13 protein-coding genes and 1 pseudogene are annotated in these 19,155 nt (G+C 72.5%); 9 read left to right on the forward strand and 5 right to left on the reverse strand.

The genetic code is table 11. From position 1 onward, the window contains the following. Positions 1 to 138: 138 nt before the first annotated feature. Complete coding sequence (locus ACRX5S_RS01765) at positions 139 to 981, reverse strand: ABC transporter permease subunit (protein ID WP_436770865.1); 843 nt, start codon at positions 979 to 981, stop codon at positions 139 to 141. After that, the gene (locus ACRX5S_RS01770; RefSeq protein WP_436770866.1) at positions 981 to 2,075 is read right to left on the reverse strand and encodes an ABC transporter ATP-binding protein; all 1,095 of its coding nucleotides are present in this window, start codon (positions 2,073 to 2,075) and stop codon (positions 981 to 983) included. The genes ACRX5S_RS01765 and ACRX5S_RS01770 overlap by 1 nt, the downstream gene beginning before the upstream one ends. Before the next feature lie 300 nt (positions 2,076 to 2,375). On the opposite strand from ACRX5S_RS01770, the gene ACRX5S_RS01775 reads away from it, so the two are divergent. The 3 genes from ACRX5S_RS01775 (at position 2,376) to lpdA (ending at position 5,861) form a co-directional block, all read left to right on the forward strand. After that, positions 2,376 to 3,536, forward strand: coding sequence for a lipid II:glycine glycyltransferase FemX (locus ACRX5S_RS01775; RefSeq protein WP_436770867.1), 1,161 nt, complete (start codon positions 2,376 to 2,378; stop codon positions 3,534 to 3,536). 44 nt (positions 3,537 to 3,580) lie between these two features. After that, a complete protein-coding gene (locus ACRX5S_RS01780) occupies positions 3,581 to 4,345 on the forward strand; it encodes an SDR family NAD(P)-dependent oxidoreductase (RefSeq protein ID WP_436770868.1) in 765 nt (254 codons plus the stop codon). A gap of 109 nt (positions 4,346 to 4,454) precedes the next feature. Further along, entirely contained in the window at positions 4,455 to 5,861 is a 1,407-nt protein-coding gene (lpdA, locus tag ACRX5S_RS01785; protein WP_436770869.1) for a dihydrolipoyl dehydrogenase, read from the forward strand. A gap of 80 nt (positions 5,862 to 5,941) precedes the next feature. Here the strand turns inward: lpdA and ACRX5S_RS01790 are convergent, their stop codons facing one another. After that, on the reverse strand, positions 5,942 to 6,952 hold the full coding sequence (locus tag ACRX5S_RS01790; protein WP_436770870.1) for a peptidylprolyl isomerase: 1,011 nt from the start codon (positions 6,950 to 6,952) through the stop codon (positions 5,942 to 5,944). A gap of 357 nt (positions 6,953 to 7,309) precedes the next feature. On the opposite strand from ACRX5S_RS01790, the gene ACRX5S_RS01795 reads away from it, so the two are divergent. Both ACRX5S_RS01795 and ACRX5S_RS01800 read left to right on the forward strand, forming a co-directional pair. After that, a complete protein-coding gene (locus tag ACRX5S_RS01795; protein WP_436770871.1) occupies positions 7,310 to 8,737 on the forward strand; it encodes an oxygenase MpaB family protein in 1,428 nt (475 codons plus the stop codon). Positions 8,738 to 9,325: 588 nt separating this feature from the next. Next, positions 9,326 to 9,886 (forward strand): DUF937 domain-containing protein, encoded by a 561-nt coding sequence (locus tag ACRX5S_RS01800; protein ID WP_436770872.1) that lies wholly within the window; start codon positions 9,326 to 9,328, stop codon positions 9,884 to 9,886. A 54-nt stretch (positions 9,887 to 9,940) separates the two neighbouring features. On the opposite strand, the gene ACRX5S_RS01805 is transcribed toward ACRX5S_RS01800, so the two are convergent. Beyond that, a complete protein-coding gene (locus ACRX5S_RS01805) occupies positions 9,941 to 10,975 on the reverse strand; it encodes an NAD(P)/FAD-dependent oxidoreductase (protein ID WP_436770873.1) in 1,035 nt (344 codons plus the stop codon). Between the two features lie 349 nt (positions 10,976 to 11,324). Between ACRX5S_RS01805 and ACRX5S_RS01810 the strand changes: the two genes are divergently transcribed. Further along, the gene (locus ACRX5S_RS01810) at positions 11,325 to 12,311 is read left to right on the forward strand and encodes an LLM class flavin-dependent oxidoreductase (RefSeq protein WP_436770874.1); all 987 of its coding nucleotides are present in this window, start codon (positions 11,325 to 11,327) and stop codon (positions 12,309 to 12,311) included. A 108-nt stretch (positions 12,312 to 12,419) separates the two neighbouring features. Here ACRX5S_RS01810 and ACRX5S_RS01815 read toward each other — a convergent pair. Next, a pseudogene (locus ACRX5S_RS01815) lies at positions 12,420 to 13,265 on the reverse strand (PAC2 family protein); the annotation flags it as partial. Positions 13,266 to 13,530: 265 nt separating this feature from the next. Here ACRX5S_RS01815 and metH point away from each other — a divergent pair. The 3 genes from metH to ACRX5S_RS01830 all read left to right on the forward strand — a co-directional run bounded on the left by metH (position 13,531) and on the right by ACRX5S_RS01830 (position 18,974). Next, on the forward strand, positions 13,531 to 17,013 hold the full coding sequence (gene metH / locus ACRX5S_RS01820; RefSeq protein ID WP_436770875.1) for a methionine synthase: 3,483 nt from the start codon (positions 13,531 to 13,533) through the stop codon (positions 17,011 to 17,013). A 148-nt stretch (positions 17,014 to 17,161) separates the two neighbouring features. Then, complete coding sequence (locus ACRX5S_RS01825; RefSeq protein WP_436770876.1) at positions 17,162 to 18,019, forward strand: methyltransferase domain-containing protein; 858 nt, start codon at positions 17,162 to 17,164, stop codon at positions 18,017 to 18,019. A gap of 259 nt (positions 18,020 to 18,278) precedes the next feature. Further along, positions 18,279 to 18,974 carry an HAD family hydrolase gene (locus ACRX5S_RS01830; RefSeq protein WP_436770877.1) on the forward strand — a complete coding sequence of 232 codons (696 nt, stop codon included), beginning with the start codon at positions 18,279 to 18,281 and terminating at the stop codon, positions 18,972 to 18,974. The last annotated feature ends 181 nt before the right edge of the window (positions 18,975 to 19,155 follow it).

Consider the following 19,155-nt stretch of genomic DNA (forward strand, 5'->3'; position numbering starts at 1 on the left):
TGCCCGGGCGCGGGCGTCCGGGACGGCGCGGCGCCGGGCGTACACCCGTACGGTTGACAGCGTCGACCCGTCCGGCGGAGCGCGCGCTGCGCCGAACGGGTCAGGCCGTGTGCGGACCGCTCCGCAACCGCCCGGCGGCTACGCGTCCTTGCGGGAGAAGCGCCACCAGCCGAGCAGCAGCAGGGCGCCGACCTCGGCGCAGAACACGCCGAAGCCGACCCACGGGCTCAGCAGCGAATCGTCGTACTGTCGCGCCGCGGTGATCGCGCCGCCCGCGTTGCCCGGCATCAGCTTGCTCACCCAGTCGCCCCACGAACCGGGCAGCAGCGAGACCAGCGAGCCGACCACGAAGATCATCGCGAGGCCGACGGTGATCGCGCCCGCGGTGTGCCGCATCAGCAGCGCGAGCGCGAAGCCGAACAGGCCGAGGACGGCCACGTACAGGCCGTTGCCGATCAGCGCGCGTGTCACGCCGGGGGAGTCGAGCGGGACGCCGATGTCCTTGTTCTCGAAGAAGGCGTTGCCCGCGAAATAACCGATGAAGGCCACGATCGTGCCGATCACGAACAGCAGAGCGACCAGCACCGTCGCCTTCGCGACCAGCACCGACGTACGCCGCGGCATCGCGGTCAGCGTGGACCGGATCATCCCCGTCGCGTACTCCGAGGACATCACCATCACGCCCAGCACCAGCGCTGCGACCTGCCCGAAGACCACGCCGACGCTGATCAGTTCGTCCGGATGGGCATCCGGGTCGGGCGGCGTCTCGGCCAGGTCCTCGGCCAGCGAGTCGGCGGACAGCGCGCAGATGAGCACGGTCAGGCCGATGCTCACCACGGCGAGCGACACCAGCGTCCAGAACGTCGAGCGCACGGTGCGGATCTTGATCCACTCGGCGTTGAGGAACGCGCCGAAGCCGATCCGGCCCTCCGGGGACGCGTCGCCCTGGGGGACGCCGACAACCTGCGTGGCCGACGCCATCACTTGCCCTCCCGTCGTCCGCGCGGCGACTGCGGCGGGCCCCAGCCGGGCGCTTGGCCGGGTTGGGCGCCCGGTCGGGCGCCCGGGTGCGCGCCGGGCTGTGCGTCCGGACTCGCCGGCGTACCCGGGACCGCGGCACCCGTCCCGACCGCTGCCCCCGCAGCCGCCACCGCCGGCGGCACCGACCCGGGCACCCCCGCGTGGTACTCGACGCTGTCCGCCGTCAACTGCATGAACGCCTCCTCCAGCGACGACTGCACAAGCGTCAGCTCGTGCAGCCAGATGCCCGCCTGCCCGGCCGCCTCGCCGACCCGGACGGTGTCCGCGCCCTCCACGCGCAGCGAGCCGTCGCCGTTCACCGAAGCCCGCAGGCCCTCCTTGTGCAGCAGGTCGCGCAGCGCCTCCTGCTGCCGGGAACGCACGCGCACATGGTTCGTGGAGTTCTGGTTGATGAACGTGGCCATGTCCGTGTCCGCCAGAATGCGGCCGCGGCCGATCACCACCAGGTGCTCGGCGGTCAACGCCATCTCGCTCATCAGATGGCTGGACACGAAGACGGTGCGTCCCTCCGACGCGAGCTGCTTCATCAGGTTGCGGATCCACAGGATGCCCTCGGGGTCGAGCCCGTTGACCGGCTCGTCGAACATCAGGACACCCGGATCGCCCAGCATCGCCGCCGCGATGCCCAGCCGCTGGCCCATGCCCAGCGAGAACCCCTTGGCCGGCTTGCGCGCGACGTCCCCGAGGCCGACCATCGCGATCACCTCGTCCACCCGGCGCCGCGGCAACCGGTTCGACGCCGCGAGCCAGCGCAGATGGTTGTACGCGGTGCGCCCGCCGTGCATCGCCTTCGCGTCCAGCAGCGCGCCGACCTCGCGCAGCGGCGCGCCCAACTGCGCGTACCGCTTCCCGTTGACCGTCACGTAGCCCGCGGTCGGCCGGTCCAGGCCCAGGATCATGCGCATCGTCGTCGACTTGCCTGCGCCGTTCGGACCGAGGAAGCCGGTCACCCTTCCGGAGGGCACCGTGAAGTCGACACCGTCGACGGCGGTCTTGTCCCCGTACCTCTTGGTCAGCCCGTGCGCGACGATCATTCGTCCACGGTGCGACCACACCGCCAAACGCGCCACCTGACGGGCCGTCGCACGCCCCGAACGGGCGACCCCTCGCACCCGTTTGACCGTGCGTCAGCAGACCCCGCCGAGGCCCGCGCGACCCGGTGACCAGCCGCGCTCCCCATCACAGACGCCGCCGACACGTGCCCGCGTTGCACGATTCCGACCGCACATTTGTCTCGGATTTTTCAGCCCGGAAATGTGCAACACAACCCCACCGACCCGGAGTCGCAAGGAAGGACGGGACACCGCGAACGCCCGTCGGAGGGGATCCGGATCATGGCCACACTGCTGCGCACGCCCAGCGCTCCGCCGATACCCGGGCGAGGCCTCGTCCTCGCCCCCATCGACCGCGCCGAGCACTTCGCGTACCTGCGCACGCGCCCGGACCCCGCGTTCCTCCAGTACCCGGCCTGGGCGGAGGTCAAGACCGGCTGGCGCGGCGAAAGCGTCGGCTGGTTCGACGCGAACGGCACGCAGGTCGGTGCGGCGCTGGTGCTCTACCGCAAGGTGCCCAAGCTGCCGCTGTGGTTCGCCTACCTGCCGGAAGGCCCGGTCATCGACTGGGACGACCACGACATCGACCGCTGGCTCGACCCGCTGCTCGCCCACCTGCGCGCGCAGGGCGTGTTCACCGTGCGCATGGGCCCCGCCCCCGCCCACCGGCGCTGGTACGGCGAGACCGTCAAGGACGCGGTCAAGCGCGGCCTCACCCATCTCGACCAGGTCACCCCCGACGAGATCGACCCCGTCGGCGCCACCCTGGCCGGCCGTCTGCACGCCCGCGGCTGGCGCCCGGCCGGCTCGGGCGGCGGCGACGACGCGCAGCCGCGCTACGTGTTCCACCTGCCCATGCACGGACGCCCGCTTGACGACATCCGCGCGGGCATGAACCAGGAGTGGCGGCGCGGCCTCGCCAAGGCCGAGAAGTCGGGCGTCGAGACCGGCATCGGCGGTCCCGCCGACCTCCCGCAGTTCTTCGACCTCCTGCGCGTCACCGAGGCGCGCAACGGCTTCCGCCTCGGCCGCACGCTGGAGTACTACAGCCGCCAATACCGCGTGCTCAACGCCGAGGAGCCCGGGCGCATGCGCCTCTACCTCGCCCGGCGCCAAGGGCGCCTGCTCGCCGCACACACCATGCTCAGCGTCGGCAACCGCGTCTGGTACCAGACCGGCGCGTCCGCCGACCAAGGGCGCGAGGTGCGGCCCAGCCACGCTCTGCAATGGCACATGATGCGCGACGCACACGCGCGCGGAATCCCCGTATACGACATGCGCATGGTCAGCCCTGTCATCGACGCCGACGATCGCAGATTCGGCGTCCTGCGATGGAAGCTCGGTACCGGCGGGCACGTCGTCGAGAACACCGGCGAATGGGAGTACGCCCTCAACGGCCCGCTGCACCGCGCCTTCCAGCTATACCTGGCGCGCGGCCGCTGACGCGCCCCGCCCGGCGGCACCTCCGGGTCCGGCACACTGTCCCCGTGACGGAAGCGAACGCGACACCGAACGGAACAGTCCTCGTCCTCGGCGGCCGCAGCGAAATCGGCCTTGCCGTCGCCGTACGCCTCGCCCGGCGCGGCGCCCACCGCGTCATCCTCGCGGCCCGGCGCAGCGGCGACCTCGACGCCCAGGAGGCCGAAATGCGCTCGGCGGGCGCGTCCGACGTCGTACGCGAGGAGTTCGACGCCGACGACACGGCAGGCCACCAGGCGTTCCTGGACCGCATCGCGGAGACGTACGGCCCGCTCGACGTCGTCGTGACCGCATTCGGCATCCTCGGGGACCAGCAGCGCGCCGAGACCGACGCCGACCACGCGCTCGCCGTCGTCCACACGGACTACGTCGCACACGTCAGCATCCTCACGCACCTCGCCACCCTGCTGCGCGCCCAAGGCCGGGGCAGCCTCGTGGTGTTCTCGTCCGTTGCGGGCGTGCGCGTGCGCCGGGCCAACTACGTCTACGGCTCCGCCAAGGCCGGACTGGACGGCTTCGCCAGCGGCCTCGCCGACGCGCTCGCGGGCAGTGGCGTCCATCTCCTGCTGGTCCGCCCCGGTTTCGTCGTCGGCCGCATGACCGAGGGCATGAAGCCCGCGCCGCTGTCCAGCACCCCCGAGCAGGTAGCCGACGCGACCGTCAAGGCCCTGGTGCGCGGGAAAGGCGAGGTGTGGGTCCCGGGAGCGCTACGCCCGGTCTTTGCGGGAATGCGCATGATGCCCCGCCCGTTGTGGCGACGTCTGCCGCGCTGACGGGCCGCCCGGGTGCCGGGCGTCAAGACCCCGGATGTGCGGTGACCGAACCGTGATGCTGGGATAGCACGTGGAACCGATCGAGACGCGACCGAGAGGGGCAATCGGCATGGCCGACGGACATTTCGACGTGGTGGTCCTGGGGGCGGGACCGGGCGGCTACGTCGCCGCGATCCGCGCGTCGCAGCTTGGGCTGCGCACCGCGATCGTGGAGGAGAAGTACTGGGGCGGGGTCTGCCTCAACGTCGGCTGCATCCCCTCGAAGGCCCTGCTGCGCAGCGCCGAACTGGCCCACATCGTCACGCACGACGCCAAGGGCTTCGGCATCGACATCGAGGGCCCGGTCACCCTGAACTACGGTGAGGCGCACGCCCGCAGCCGCCGCGTCGCGGACGGCCGCGTCAAGGGCGTCCACTATCTGATGAAGAAGAACAACATCACGCAGTACGCGGGTGTGGGCTCCTTCCTCGACGCCAACAGCCTCCAGGTCGCGCACGCCGACGGCACCGCCTCGCGCGTCACCTTCGACAACTGCATCATCGCCGCGGGCGCCACCACGCGGCTGCTCCCGAACACGCAGCTGAGCGAGCGCGTCCGCACGTACGAGGAGCAGATCCTCGCCGACGAGCTGCCGTCCAGCATCGTCATCGTGGGCGCGGGCGCCATCGGCGTCGAGTTCGCGTACGTCATGAACAGCTTCGGCGTCGCCGTCACCGTCGTGGAGTTCCTGGACCGCGTCGTGCCCCTGGAGGACCAGGAGGTCTCCGCCGAACTCGCCCGCCGCTACCGCAAGCTCGGCATCAACGTCCTCACCTCCACCCGCGTCGACGCGATCGCCGAGGACGCGACGGGCGTCACGGTCACCGTCACCGGCAAGGACGGGCAGCAGCAGCAACTGCGCGCCGACCAGGTCCTCCAGGCCATCGGCTTCCAGCCGCGCGTGACCGGCTACGGCCTGGAGAACACCGGCGTACGCCTCACTGAGCGCGGTGCCATCGACATCGACCCGTACTGCCGCACCAACGTGCCGCACATCTACGCCATCGGCGACGTCACCGCCAAGCTGATGCTCGCGCACACCGCCGAGGCCATGGGCGTCGTCGCGGCCGAGACCATCGGCGGCGCGGAGACCATGCCGGTCGAATACGTCATGGTGCCGCGCGCCACGTACTGCCAGCCGCAGATCGCCAGCTTCGGCCTCACCGAGGCGCAGGCGCGCGAGCAGGGCTACGACGTCCAGGTCGCGAAGTTCCCCTTCACCGCCAACGGCAAGGCCCACGGCCTCGGCGAGGCGGTCGGCTTCGTCAAGATCCTCAGCGACGCCAAGTACGGCGAACTCCTCGGCGCCCACCTCATCGGCCCCGAGGCCACCGAACTGCTGCCCGAACTCACCCTCGCCCAGCAGTGGGACCTCACCGTCCACGAGATCGCCCGCAACGTGCACGCCCACCCGACCCTCGGCGAGGCGGTCAAGGAAGCCGTCCACGGCCTCGCCGGGCACATGATCAACATGTAGCCGGCAAAAGCCAAGGGCCCGTCCGTGCGCACCCCTGGCGGGGCGGTGCGCGGACGGGCCCTTCGCGTTGTGCTGCGCGGCTACTTCTTGGTGACGGTGACCTTGTCGAGCACGATCAGGGCCTTCGGGGGACCGTCGCCCGATCCGTCCCACACGCCGTCGTCGGCGACCTGCTGCAACACGTCCATGCCACCGGTGACGGTGCCGAACGGGGTGTACTGCGGGGGTAGTTGAGTGTCCTTGTAGACCAGGAAGAACTGGCTGCCGTTCGTGCCTGGCCCGGCGTTCGCCATGGCGACGGTGCCCGCCGGATAGGTGGCCCCCGTCAGGTTCTCGTCCGCGAACTGGTAGCCCGGCCCGCCCGTGCCGGTGCCGGTCGGGTCGCCGCACTGGAGGACGAAGATGCCCTCGGTCGTGAGCCGGTGGCACGGCGTGTGGTCGAAGTAGTTCTTCCCGGCCAGGAACGCGAACGAGTTGACGGTCGTCGGCGCCTTCGCCGCGTTCATGCTCACGGTGACGGTGCCGCAACTGGTCACCAGGTTCAGCGTGTACGCGGCGGACGTGTCGATCGTCATCGGCGGCGCGGCCGGGTACGTGGCCTTCTTCGGGGCCCCGGGCGCGGGGTCGCACTTCTGCGCACCCGGCGCCGCCCCGCCCGCGGTCGTCGCGGCCCCGGATCCGGGGGGCCGCGTCCCGGTCGCGCCGGCCGTCGACTTGCCGGTGCCGGACGTGCCCGTGCCGGAGGCCTTGGGCGACGCGTCGCCCGGGGTGTCCTGCGCGCCCGGGGGAGGGGAGGGCAATGCGGTGTTGCCGATCGGCTGGGCGCCGCCGTCGGCCTTCGCCTTGCCGTCGCCGTCGTCGTCGGTGAGCAGCCAGACACCGCCGCCGACCAGGGCGAGGGCGACGACGCCCGCGACGATGCCGAGGACGAGGTTGCGGCGGCGGCGTGCGCCCGGGTCGGGGCCGGCGCCGGGCCCGGGTACGCCAGGGCCGCCGGGGCCCGTGCCCGGGGCGGGGAAGGGCTGCGCCTGGGCCGGGCCGGGGCGGTCGGCGCCGGCGGCGTGCGTCGGGTCGGGGGCGTACTGCGGCATGGGCGGCGGGCCCTGGGGCGGCCCGCCGGGCTGACCCTGCGGGTGACCGTACGGCGGTTGGTCCTGCGGAGGCTGACCGTACGGACCGGGCTGACCTTGCGGCGCCTGCGGAGGCGGGAACCCCTGGGGGTCCTGCCACCCGGGCTGCTGTCCCCACCGCTGCTGGTCGTCCACGTACCTGCCCCCAACTCCGCCGCCGGTTCCGGGCGATGCCCGCGATCGAATACCGCGCAGAGCCTACGGGGTCCGCCCCGGCCGCGGACGCCGACGTCCGGATGCGCTCCGTCACCACGGGTCACATCATGGTTCGGTGGACCCGCTCCCGAATCCGAGGCGCGCACGGCCAGGGAGGCACCCATGACCGGCACCCCGAAGCCGAACCCCCATCCGGACCCGGCCCCCACCGGCACCGGGCAGAGCCCCGACTTCCCCGGCCCCGACTCGCTGACCTGGCGCTACCTCGGACAGTGGCGGCTGATGCTGGTGATCGGCCGGGCCCTGGTACTGGAGACCGGCCACCCTATGGTCGGAGCGGCCGTCTCCGACTACTCGACATACCGCAAGCACCCGTGGCGCCGCACCGAGCAGACCGTCGTGAGCCTCCAACGGCAGGTGTACGTGCCGCGCCGCGACCGCGCCAAGGAGTACGCGCGCCTCCGCCGCCTGCACGCCCGCATCCACGGCACCGACGAACTCGGCCGCGCGTACTCGGCGATCGATGCCGAGGCCATGGCCTGGGTCCACCTGACGCTGTACGACGCCATGGTCACCATGTGCGCCACCGGAGGCGAACCGCTGAGCCCGGACGACGAGGCCCGCCTGTACCGCGAATGGCGCGCGGTGGCCGTCGAGTTCGGCATCCCCGACGACGTCTTGCCGAGGACGTCCGCGGACTTCCGCGTGTACTTCGACCGCATGGTGCGCGATGTCCTGCGCGACACACGCGGCGTGCACCAGCTCATCGAGTCGGTGCAGCGGGAGTTCCCGCCGCCGCAGTGGCTCGCATTCCTGCCGGATCCGGTGTGGCGGGCGGTGCGCGGGGCGGTGGCGAAGGCCTATGTCGTCGGCACCGTGTCGATGCTGCCGTCGCCGTTCCGCGAGCAGATGCCGGTGGCGGTGCCGCGCGGCACGGAGACGGTGGTCTCGCTCGTGACGCGCGCGGCGACGGTCGCGGCGCGGCATCTGCCGGTGCGTTGGGCGTACATGCCGCTCGCCGCGACGTACATCGACGCCCACCGCCGCGCGAGGCGCCGGCCCGAGCGCGAACAGCCGGACCTGGCCGCGCTGTTCGCCCGCATCCTCGACCGCACCGGCGACGGACACGTCGGCTGGTCCGACATGGCGGGCATGGCCCGCGCAGTCGTCACGCAGCTCGACGCCGACGAGGGGGCCGAGGCCGAGGTGTACGACGCGTTCGCCCAGTGGTGGCAGGAGCTCAACGCACACGCCGCCGCGCACCGGGCCGGACCGGAGGGGGACGACCAGGTCAGCGCCGCCGAGTACGCCGCCTTCGTGGCGGCCGGACGCGACCACGTCCTGCACACGACCATGCTGGCCGTGGCCCGGGCCGCCGACCGCGACGGCGACGGCTTGATCGACCGCGACGACTACGCGCGCCTCCTGCGCGCCGACATCGCCGAGGTCGACCTTCGCACCGGCTTCGAGCGCCTCGACCGGGACCGGGACGGCCGGGTGACCCTCGACGAGTTCGCCGCCGCCCTGACGGCCTATCTGACCGGGCGCGCACCCTCTGAAGTCGGCGAACATCTGCTGGGCCGCGCGTAGCAGCGCACGCGCACGGTGCCGCCGGTCGCTCCGCGACTTCGACGGACCGACCTGGGCGCACGCCTCCCGCGCCGACACGCCCATGTCACCCGCCGCCCCGCAACCGACGGGCCTTCGACCCCCTCTGTCCGCTCCACGGCTGACGGGCCTTCGACCCCCTCTGTCCGCTCCACGGCTGACGGGCCCTCGACACCCCCTGTCCGCTCCACGGCCGACGGGCCCTCGACACTCACCACCTCCACCACGACCGGCGGTCGCCGCGTGCAGCCCCGGTGCATCTCAGCCGGGGGGTGGAGGTGGCGGTGCCAGTCAAGCGCGGTCGGTGCGGCTGCGGCGGGGCGCGAAGGCGGCGCCGCCGCCCCAGTGCCGCCGGCATCGCGTTTCGCAGCCTGGAGGGGTCGAGTCGGCGGTGGCGTCCACGGTTGGGACCGCCTGCGGCTCCTCGTGCGCATGGCGGATGGGCGACGTAGCGTCTTGTTGAGGTTTGACGGGTTGTCCGGCAGGCCCGCGGCGCGCGGTTGCGTGCCGGGGTCCGCGGCGACGCGGCGTCCGCCACCGGGGGCGGCGGACCGGAGCAGGGAGAGCAAGATGCGCGGGCGTTCACTCGCGGACGAAGTGCTCAAGCGGCTCGGGGACGACCGGCTCGACAAGATCGCCGGGATGCTCGGCCTGGACGGCGCCGCGACCCGCGAGATCGTGCGGGACTCGGTGCCGCCGATCGCCGGAGCGTTGGCCGAGGACGCCGAGCGCAACAGGACCGAGGCCACGCGCGTCGCCGGGGCCATCAACGAGGCCATGCCGGTGGCCGCGCCGTCCGGCCCGCGTGCGGGCAAGTCGGTGCTGCCGCTCGCCGGGATCAAGGGCGGCATCCTGGCGCTGGTCATCCGCCGCGTCGCCGGCCCCGCCGCACGGCGCATCGCCAAGAAGACCGGCCTCCCCGCCCACGTCGCGGTCACGCTCGCCGAGACGCTGCTGCCGGTGGTCATCGCGGTGCTCGCCAAGCGACTCAAGGCGCGCGGGGCGGGCAAGGGCGTCGGCGCCGTCGACGTGGGCGGTGCCATCGCGACGGAGGCGTCCGTACCGCTGCGCACACCGCGGAGCGGCCTCGGCGGGCTCGTCGACCGCGTCACCGGCGTGCTGCGGCGCTGACCGGCCCGTCGGGCGGGCGTACGGGAAACCCCGGACGCCCGCCGCGGGCGCGGCTCAGCCCGAGTCGGACGAGTGCCCCGGGAACACCTTCGCCGCCGGGTCGATCACCGTCATCGCGTTGTTGACCGCCGTCGCGGCCTCGCCGAAGCCGGTCGCGATCAGCTTGACCTTGCCGTCGTAGTCGGCGATGTCGCCGGCCGCGAACACGCGAGCGTAATTCGTACGCATGGTCGAGTCGACGAGGATGTGCCGCTTGCGCTGCTCCAGCCCCCAGCGGCTCATCGGCCCCAGGTCCGCGATGAACCCGAGCGCCGCGACGACCGCCTGCGCGGGCACCGTGCGCTTCGCGCCGTCCGCCTTCGCGACGATCTCCGCCGCCTCGACGCGGCCGTTGCCGCGCAGTGCCGCGACCTCCGAGGACGTGATGACCTCGACGGACGACGCCAGCACCCGCTGCACGGTGTGCTCGTGCGCGCGGAATTTGTCGCGCCGGTGCACCAGCGTCACCGACTTCGCCAACGGCTCCAGGCTCATCGCCCAGTCGAACGCGGAGTCGCCGCCGCCGACGATCAGCACGTCCAGGCCCGCCAGTTCGGCGAGCCGCGGGACGAAGAACACGACGCCGTCGCCCGCGAAGTCGTCGGCGGCCGGCAACGGACGCGGGCTGAACGTGCCGATCCCGCCGCTGATCAGCACCACCTTCGCGGTGACGACCAGGCCCGTGTCGCAGGTGACGGTGACCGAGTCCTCGCCGTGTTCGAGGTTCTCCGCGCGGTGGCCGAGCAGATACTGCGGATCGAACTGCCCGGCCTGGGCGCCGAGCGCGTCGACGAGGTCCTGGCCCTTCACGGCCGGGAACCCCGCCACGTCGTAGATCATCTTCTCCGGGTACATCGCCGTGATCTGCCCCCCGATCTCGGGGAGCGAGTCGAGGACCGCGACCTTCAGGCCGCGGAACCCGGCGTAGTAGGCGGCGTACAGGCCGGTGGGACCGGCGCCGATGATCAGCAGGTCCGCCTCGGCCGTCGCGGGGGCGGCTGCGCCCCCGTCGGCCGCGGCGGGCTGAACTGGCTGAACAGGCTGGGACACGCGTGCTCCCCTCGCTAAGGGCGTGCGTGGACGGCCGACTTCGAGCCCGTGCCGGAGCCGGTGCCGACCGGGTCCCTGACGGGGTGACCAGCCCTGAATGTGATCGCCGCAGGGGCCGCGACGACCATATCGACGGGGGCCTCGCACTACCTCGATACGTGCCCTGAGTCACAGCCCGGAAAGCGCCGAGACGCCCGCTGACGCACGAGATGTCGCGAACGTGGGGGCGGGGTGCGACGCGCCCGGACGTCCCCCGTTCGGGTGACGTCTTGGTGCACGGGGCGGGCCGGAGACAGGCCGCAACGAGAACCTGTTCTCTTCGCGCGCCGGGATCACTAGGGTCCCCGCCATGGAGATCTCGTGCGCCCTGCCGCCGTCGGCCGAAGCCCCCGCCCTCATCGCCGAGGCCGAACGCCTCGGCTACACCCGGGCCTGGTGCTACGACTCGCCGGTCCTCTACGGCGACGTGTGGATGACCCTCGCGCTGGCCGCCGAGCGCACCAGCACCATCGGCCTCGGCCCCGCCGTCCTGGTCCCCAGCCTGCGGCACCCGATGGCCAACGCCGCGGCCATCGCCCACCTCGCCGAACTCGCCCCCGGGCGCGTCGCGGTGACCCTCGGCGCCGGCTTCACCGGGCGCATGATGCTCGGCCAGCGGCCCATGCCCTGGTCACAGGTCGAACAGTACGTCGCGGCCCTGCGCGCGCTCCTGCGCGGCGAGGAAATCATCTGGGAGGGCAAGGCGCTGCGCATGCTGCAACCGCCCGGATACGGCGCCGCGCGCCCGCTCGCCGACGTGCCCATCCTGCTCGGCGCCGAAGGCCCCAAGGGGCTCGCCGCCGCCGAACGCCTCGCCGACGGCGTGTTCTCCGTCGGATCCGTGCAGAAGGCCGGCGCGTTCGCGTGGCGCGCCACCCTCCAGTTCGGCACCGTCCTGGAGGAAGGCGAGCACCCGACGTCCGACCGCGTCCGCGAGGCCGCCGGACCCGCCGTCGCCGTCATCTACCACGCCGTCTACGAGCGCTCCGGCCCCGGCGTGGACGGCTTCCCGGGCGGCCAGGTCTGGCGCGAATCCGTCGAACTCGCCCCCGAGGACGCCCGGCACCTGTCCGTGCACGACGGACACCTCGTCGCCCTCAACCGCCACGACCGGCTCATCTGGGAGCAGTCCCGCGACCTCGCGCCCCAGCTCACCCTGACCGGCACCCCCGAGCGGGTGCGCGAACGCATCGCCGAGATGGCCGCCAACGGCGTCACCGAGATCGCCTACCAGCCCGTGGGCCCCGACAAGCCCCGCGAACTCCGCGCCTTCGCCGAGGCCGCCGGGATCGCCTAGGCCGGGTCCTTCGGGTCTCGGCGCATCGGCCTGTAGGGGCCGTGGACGCGAAAGGGCCGGCCGCCGGAAGTCCGGCGGTCGGCCCCCGACGGCCCTCGGTCACGACGGGCCGGGCTCGCCGCCCTTGCGGCGCAGGTACCGCTCGAACTCCAGCGCGATCGCCTCGCCCGACGCCTCCGGCAGGTCCTCGGCGTCCCGCGCGGCCTCCAGCGCCTGCACGTACTCCGCCACCTCCGTGTCCTCCGACGCGAGCTGGTCCACGCCCAACTGCCAGGCCCGGGCGTCCTCGGTGAGGTCGCCCATCGGGATGGACAGGTCGAGGAAGTCCTCCAGCTTGCGCAGCAGCGCGAGCGTCGCCTTCGGGGACGGGGCCTGCGACACGTAGTGCGGCACCGCCGCCCAGAATGTCAGGGCCGGCATGCCCGCGTGCGCGCACGCCTCCTGGAGCACGCCCACGATGCCCGTCGGGCCCTCGTACCGCGTCTGCTCCAGCCCCAGCCCGGACGCCACCACGGCGTCCGACGTCGTGCCCGTCACCGGCACCGGGCGGGTGTGCGGTGTGTCGCCCAGCAGGGCGCCCAGCGTCACCACCGTCTCCACGCCCAGCTCGTGCGCGAACCCGAGCAGTTCGTTGCAGAACGACCGCCAGCGCATGTTCGGCTCGATGCCGTGCACCAGCACGATGTCGCGGCGGGGCTCCGGCACCCGCACCACCGACAGCCGCGTCGTCGGCCACGTGATGCGCCGCTGGTCGCCGTCCAGCCACACCGTCGGCCGGTTGACCTGGAAGTCGTAGTAGTCCTCCGCGTCCAACGCCGCGAAGACCTCGCCACCCCAGACCTGGTCGAGGTGCGCGACGGCGCCGGACGCGGCGTCGCCCGCGTCGTTCCACCCCTCGAACGCGGTCACCATGACGGGATCGACCAGTTCGGGGATGTCGTCGAGCTCGATCAAGTCCGGTGCCTCCTCGCCGGCGCCCTGCCGGTCCAATCGTCGATCCGTACGGTCGTTCTTACCCAGGTCCGTCGCGTCAAGCCTACGGCTTCCCCGGAAAGCGCCCGGGACCGCCCGCACGGTGTGACCGTGCGCCCATCTGGTGGGACGGAACGCGGGAAGCACCCGCCGCGCAGTTAGGCTGTTCGCCCGGCCCGGATTTTCGAGCCGCGGGCCCACGAAGGGCCGCCAAGCCGACAGCCGTCGCACCCCAGGGAGAATCCTGATGACCGCAGCATCCGCGACCCCCCAGCAACTCCGTGAAGCACTTGCCACCCGAGTCGTCGTCGCGGACGGGGCCATGGGCACGATGTTGCAGGCGCAGGACCCCACACTCGACGATTTCCAGGGCCACGAGGGCTGCAACGAGATCCTCAACATCTCCCGCCCCGACGTCGTGCGCGCGGTCCACGAGGCCTACTTCGCCGTCGGCGTCGACTGCGTCGAGACCAACACCTTCGGCGCCAACTTCGCCAACCTCGCCGAATACGACATCGCCGACCGCATCTTCGAGCTGTCCGAAGCCGGCGCCCGCCTCGCCCGCGAGGTCGCCGACGGCCACTCCACAGCCGACCACCCCCGCTGGGTCCTCGGCTCCATCGGCCCCGGCACCAAGCTGCCCAGCCTCGGCCACACGACGTACGCGGTGCTCCGCGACGCCTACCAGGCCAACGCCGCCGGACTGATCGCGGGCGGCGCGCACGCCCTCCTCGTCGAGACCACCCAGGACCTCCTCCAGACGAAGGCCTCCATCATCGGCGCGCACCGCGCCAACCAGGCCGCCGGAACGGATCTGCCGGTCTTCGTCCAGGTCACCGTCGAGACCACCGGCACCATGCTGCTCGGCTCCGAGATCGGCGCCGCGCTCACCGCCCTCGAACCGCTCGGCGTCGACCTCATCGGCCTCAACTGCGCCACCGGCCCCGCCGAGATGAGCGAGCACCTGCGGCACCTCGCCCGGCACGCGCAGATCGGCATCTCCGCGATGCCGAACGCGGGCCTGCCCGTCCTCACCAAGGACGGCGCGCACTACCCCCTCAGCCCCGAGGAACTGGCCGACGCCCACGACGTGTTCACCCGCGAATACGGCCTCGCTCTGGTCGGCGGCTGCTGCGGCACCACGCCCGAGCACCTGCGGCAGATCGTCGAGCGCGTACGCGGCCGCGAACTCGCCCCGCGCGTCCCGCGCCACGAGGCCAGTGCGGCGTCGCTGTACCAGTCGGTGCCGTTCCGCCAGGACACCTCGTACCTCGCCATCGGCGAACGCACCAACGCCAACGGCTCCAAGGCATTCCGCGAGGCCATGCTCGCCGAGGACTGGGAGAAGTGCCTGGAGATCGCGCGCGACCAGTCCCGCGACGGCGCCCACATGCTCGACCTCAACGTCGACTACGTCGGCCGCGACGGCGCCCAGGACATGCGCGAGCTCGCGTCCCGCCTCGCCACCGCCACCACGCTGCCGATCGTGCTCGACTCCACCGAGCCCGAGGTCATCCAGGCCGGCCTCGAACACCTCGGCGGCCGCGCGGTCGTCAACTCCGTCAACTACGAGGACGGCGACGGCCCCACCTCGCGCTTCGCCCGCATCGCCGCACTCGCCAAGGAGCACGGCGCCGCACTCGTCGCCCTCACCATCGACGAGGAGGGGCAGGCCCGCACCGCCGAATGGAAGGTGCGCGTCGCCGACCGCATCATCCGCGACCTGCGCGACAACTACGGCTTCGACGTCGCCGACATCATCGTCGACTGCCTCACCTTCCCGATCGGCACCGGGCAGGAGGAGACGCGCCGCGACGGCATCGAGACCATCGACGCCATCCGCGAGATCAAGCGCCTCTACCCGCAGGTGCAGACCACGCTCGGCCTGTCCAACGTGTCGTTCGGCCTCAACGCCGCGGCCCGCATGGTCCTCAACTCGGTGTTCCTCAACGAGTGCATCGACGCCGGCCTCGACTCGGCCATCGTGCACGCCTCCAAGATCCTGCCCATGGCCCGGATCCCCGAGGAACAGCGCGAAGTCGCCCTCGACATGGTCCACGACCGGCGCCGCCCCGACTACGACCCGCTCACCCGCTTCATGGAGCTGTTCGAGGGCGTCGACGCCAAGTCGGTCAAGGCCTCCCGCGCCGAGGAACTGGCCGCGCTTCCGCTCGGCGAGCGCCTCGAACGCCGCATCATCGACGGCGAGCGCCAGGGCCTGGAAGCCGACCTCGACGAGGCGCTGGCCACCCGCCCCGCCCTGGAGATCATCAACGACACCCTCCTGGAGGGCATGAAGGTCGTCGGCGAGCTGTTCGGCTCCGGCCAGATGCAGCTGCCGTTCGTCCTCCAGTCCGCCGAGGTCATGAAGACCGCCGTCGCCCACCTCGAACCGCACATGGAGAAGAGCGACGACGACGGCAAGGGCACCATCGTGCTCGCCACCGTCAAGGGCGACGTCCACGACATCGGCAAGAACCTCGTCGACATCATCCTCAGCAACAACGGCTACAACGTCGTCAACATCGGCATCAAGCAGCCCGTCTCGGCGATCCTGGAGGCCGCCGAGGAGCACCGCGCCGACGTCATCGGCATGTCCGGGCTGCTGGTCAAGTCCACGGTGATCATGAAGGAGAACCTCCAGGAGCTCAACCAGCGCGGCCTGGCCACCGGATACCCGGTGATCCTCGGCGGCGCCGCGCTGACCCGCGCGTACGTCGAAGAGGACCTCTACGACATCTACGCGGGCGAAGTGCGCTACGCCCGCGACGCGTTCGAGGGGCTGCGGCTCATGGACGCCCTCATGGGCGTCAAGCGCGGCGTCCCCGGCGCCGTCCTGCCGCCGCTCAAGCGCCGCAAGGTCGCGGCCGCCTCGCTCGTCGAGACCAAGCCCGAGGACATGCCCGCGCGATCGGACGTCTCCACCACCAACCCCGTTCCCGCCCCGCCCTTCTGGGGCGACCGCGTCGTCAAGGGCATCCAGCTCGCCGACTACGCCTCCTGGCTCGACGAACGCGCCACCTTCATGGGGCAGTGGGGCCTCAAGCCGGCGCGCGGCGGCAACGGGCCGACGTACGAGGAACTGGTCGAGACCGAGGGCCGCCCGAGGCTGCGCTACTGGCTCGACAAGCTCGTCACCGAGAACCTCCTCGAAGCGGCCGTCGTCTACGGCTACTTCCCGTGCGTCTCCAAGGGCGACGACCTCATCGTGCTGCACGAGGACGGTTCCGAGCGCACCCGCTTCACCTTCCCGCGCCAGCGCCGCGACCGGCACCTCTGCCTCGCCGACTACTTCCGCCCCGAGGACTCCGGCGAGGTCGACGTCGTCGGCTTCCAGGTCGTCACCATGGGCCCGCGCCTCTCCGAGGCCACCGGCAAACTCTTCGCCGACAACGCCTACCGCGACTACCTCGAACTGCACGGCCTGTCCGTGCAACTCGCCGAGGCTCTGGCCGAGTACTGGCACGCCCGCGTCCGCGCCGAACTGGGCTTCGCCGGCGAGGACCCCGGGGACATCGACGGCATGCTCAAGCTGGAATACCGCGGCGCGCGCTTCTCCCTCGGGTACGGGGCCTGCCCCGACCTGGAGGACCGCGCCAAGATCGTGAGCCTGCTCGACCCGTCGCGCATCGGCGTCGACCTGTCCGAGGAGTTCCAACTGCACCCCGAACAGTCGACCGACGCCATCGTGCTGCACCACCCGGAGGCGAAGTACTTCAACGCCCGGTAGGCGGTCGCACGGACGGCCGCCCCCAACGGGTGGCGGCCGTCCGTGTGCGGGCCGGCGCAGGCAGGGTTCGCGCGCGCCGCCGACGGCTGCCAGGATCGGCCGGGAGCCCGGGCCCGATGCGGGCCGCACGTACCCGAGGAAGGCCGCAGTGCTCCACGACGCCGTCGCTCTCCTGCGCTGCCCGCACTGCCGCGCCGACCTCGCCGCCGACCCCGTCGGCCGCGCCCTGCGCTGCGCCGCCGGACGCCACACCTTCGACATCGCCCGGCAGGGGTACGCCAACCTCCTCACCGGCGACGCCCGCCCCGGTACCGCCGACACCGCCGACATGGTGGCCGCCCGCGACGCCTTCCTGCGCGCGGGTCACTACAAGCCCGTCGCCGAAGCCCTCGCCGCGGAAGCCACCGCCGCCGCGGGCACGCCCGGCACGCCGCCCGGCGCCGTCGTCGACGTCGGCGCCGGAACCGGCCACTACCTCGCGCACGCCCTCGACGCCGCCCCCGACCGCACCGGACTCGCCCTCGACATCTCCAAGTACGCGCTGCGCCGCGCCGCCAAGGCCCACCCGCGCGCGGCCGCCGTCGTCTGCGACGCATGGCGCCCGCTGCCGGTACGCGACGCCGCCGCGGCCCTCGTCCTGAACGTCTTCGCGCCCCGCAACCCCGCCGAGCTGCGGCGCATCCTGCACCCGCAGGGCACCCTCGCGGTCGTCACCCCGACCGCCGCACACCTCGCCGAACTCGTCGCCACCCTCGGCCTGCTGCGCGTCGACGAGGACAAGCAGACCCGCCTCGACACCGCCCTCGCACCCCACTTCACACCCGGCCGCGCGCAGCGCATCGGCTTCACCCTCGCGCTCGGGCACGAGGACATCGCCGCCGTCGTCGGCATGGGCCCGTCCGCCTGGCACACCGACCCGGCCGAGCTGCGCGCCCGCATCGCGGCCCTGCCCGACCCGCTGGTCGTCACCGCCGAGGTCGCGCTGTCCCTGTACTCGCCGCTCTAGTACGCCGCCCGGCCGCGGCTGGAAATCGCGCCTCGGCGGCGGACGCCCGGAACGGCCCCCGGCACGGACACGCGCCGGGAAATCACGGAACAACACTCCGCCAATACTCCGTGACGCGCGTAGTTATGCGCTTGCCTCCAACCCATCGGTCACGGACAATCGAGGGCCCATCACCTGCGAGTGAGCCGAGTGAAGGAGGGGGAGCGACGACGCGCCGCCCGGCAGGGAACCGCCGGGCCGACACGAGAGGCAGGTGGCCATGACGGCTCTCGAAGCCCGGGCGTACCCCGGTTCGGACCTCCAGGCGGTGCTGTGCGACATGGACGGCACGCTGGTCGACACCGAGCGGAACTGGTTCGCCACCGAGGTCTCGGTCATGGCCGATCTCGGATTCCACCTGGGACCCGAACACGCCGCACGCCTCCTCGGCAGTCCCATGGACCCCGCCGTCGCGTACCTCATCGGCATCTCCGGCGTCGACGTCGCACCCGCGGAGCTGGAGCGGCGCATCAACGCCCGCATGGTCGAGATCCTCCGCGACGGCGTGGACCTGCGCCCCGGCGCCAAGCGCCTGCTCGCCGAACTCGACGCGGCGGGCGTGCCGGTCGCGCTGGTCACCGCGTCCTACCGGGACATCGTCGACGCCGTCCTGCCCTCGCTCGGCGCCCACCACTTCAGCGTCACCGTCGCGGGCGACGAGGTCGCGCGGCCCAAGCCGAACCCCGACCCGTACCTCGCCGCGGCGGCCGCCCTGGGGGCGGACCCCGCGCAGTGCGTGGTGCTGGAGGACTCGCCGACCGGCGTCGCCTCCGGCGAGGCCGCCGGCTGCGTCGTGGTCGCGGTGCCGAGCATGACGGACATCCCGGCCGGACCGCACCGCACGGTGCTGCCGTCGCTGGAGGGCATCGACCTGTCGCTGCTCGACAGCCTGGTGCGACGGCGCGCGCTGCGCTGAAGGAGCGCGGGGGTGAGGCGTCTTCGCGGTGGCGCCGGCGCTTGAACGTGCGGGGCGCGGAACGTACCCGAAGCCCGACCGGGGGACCTGCGCACACGGAAACGGACGGGCCCGTGGACCCGTCCGCCCCGCTCCCCGTGCCGTACCCCCGCTGACGTCCCCCGAGCCCGTCCCTCCCCGG

The organism is Yinghuangia sp. YIM S09857 (assembly GCF_051388915.1).
Taxonomy (GTDB): Bacteria; Actinomycetota; Actinomycetes; order Streptomycetales; family Streptomycetaceae; genus Yinghuangia.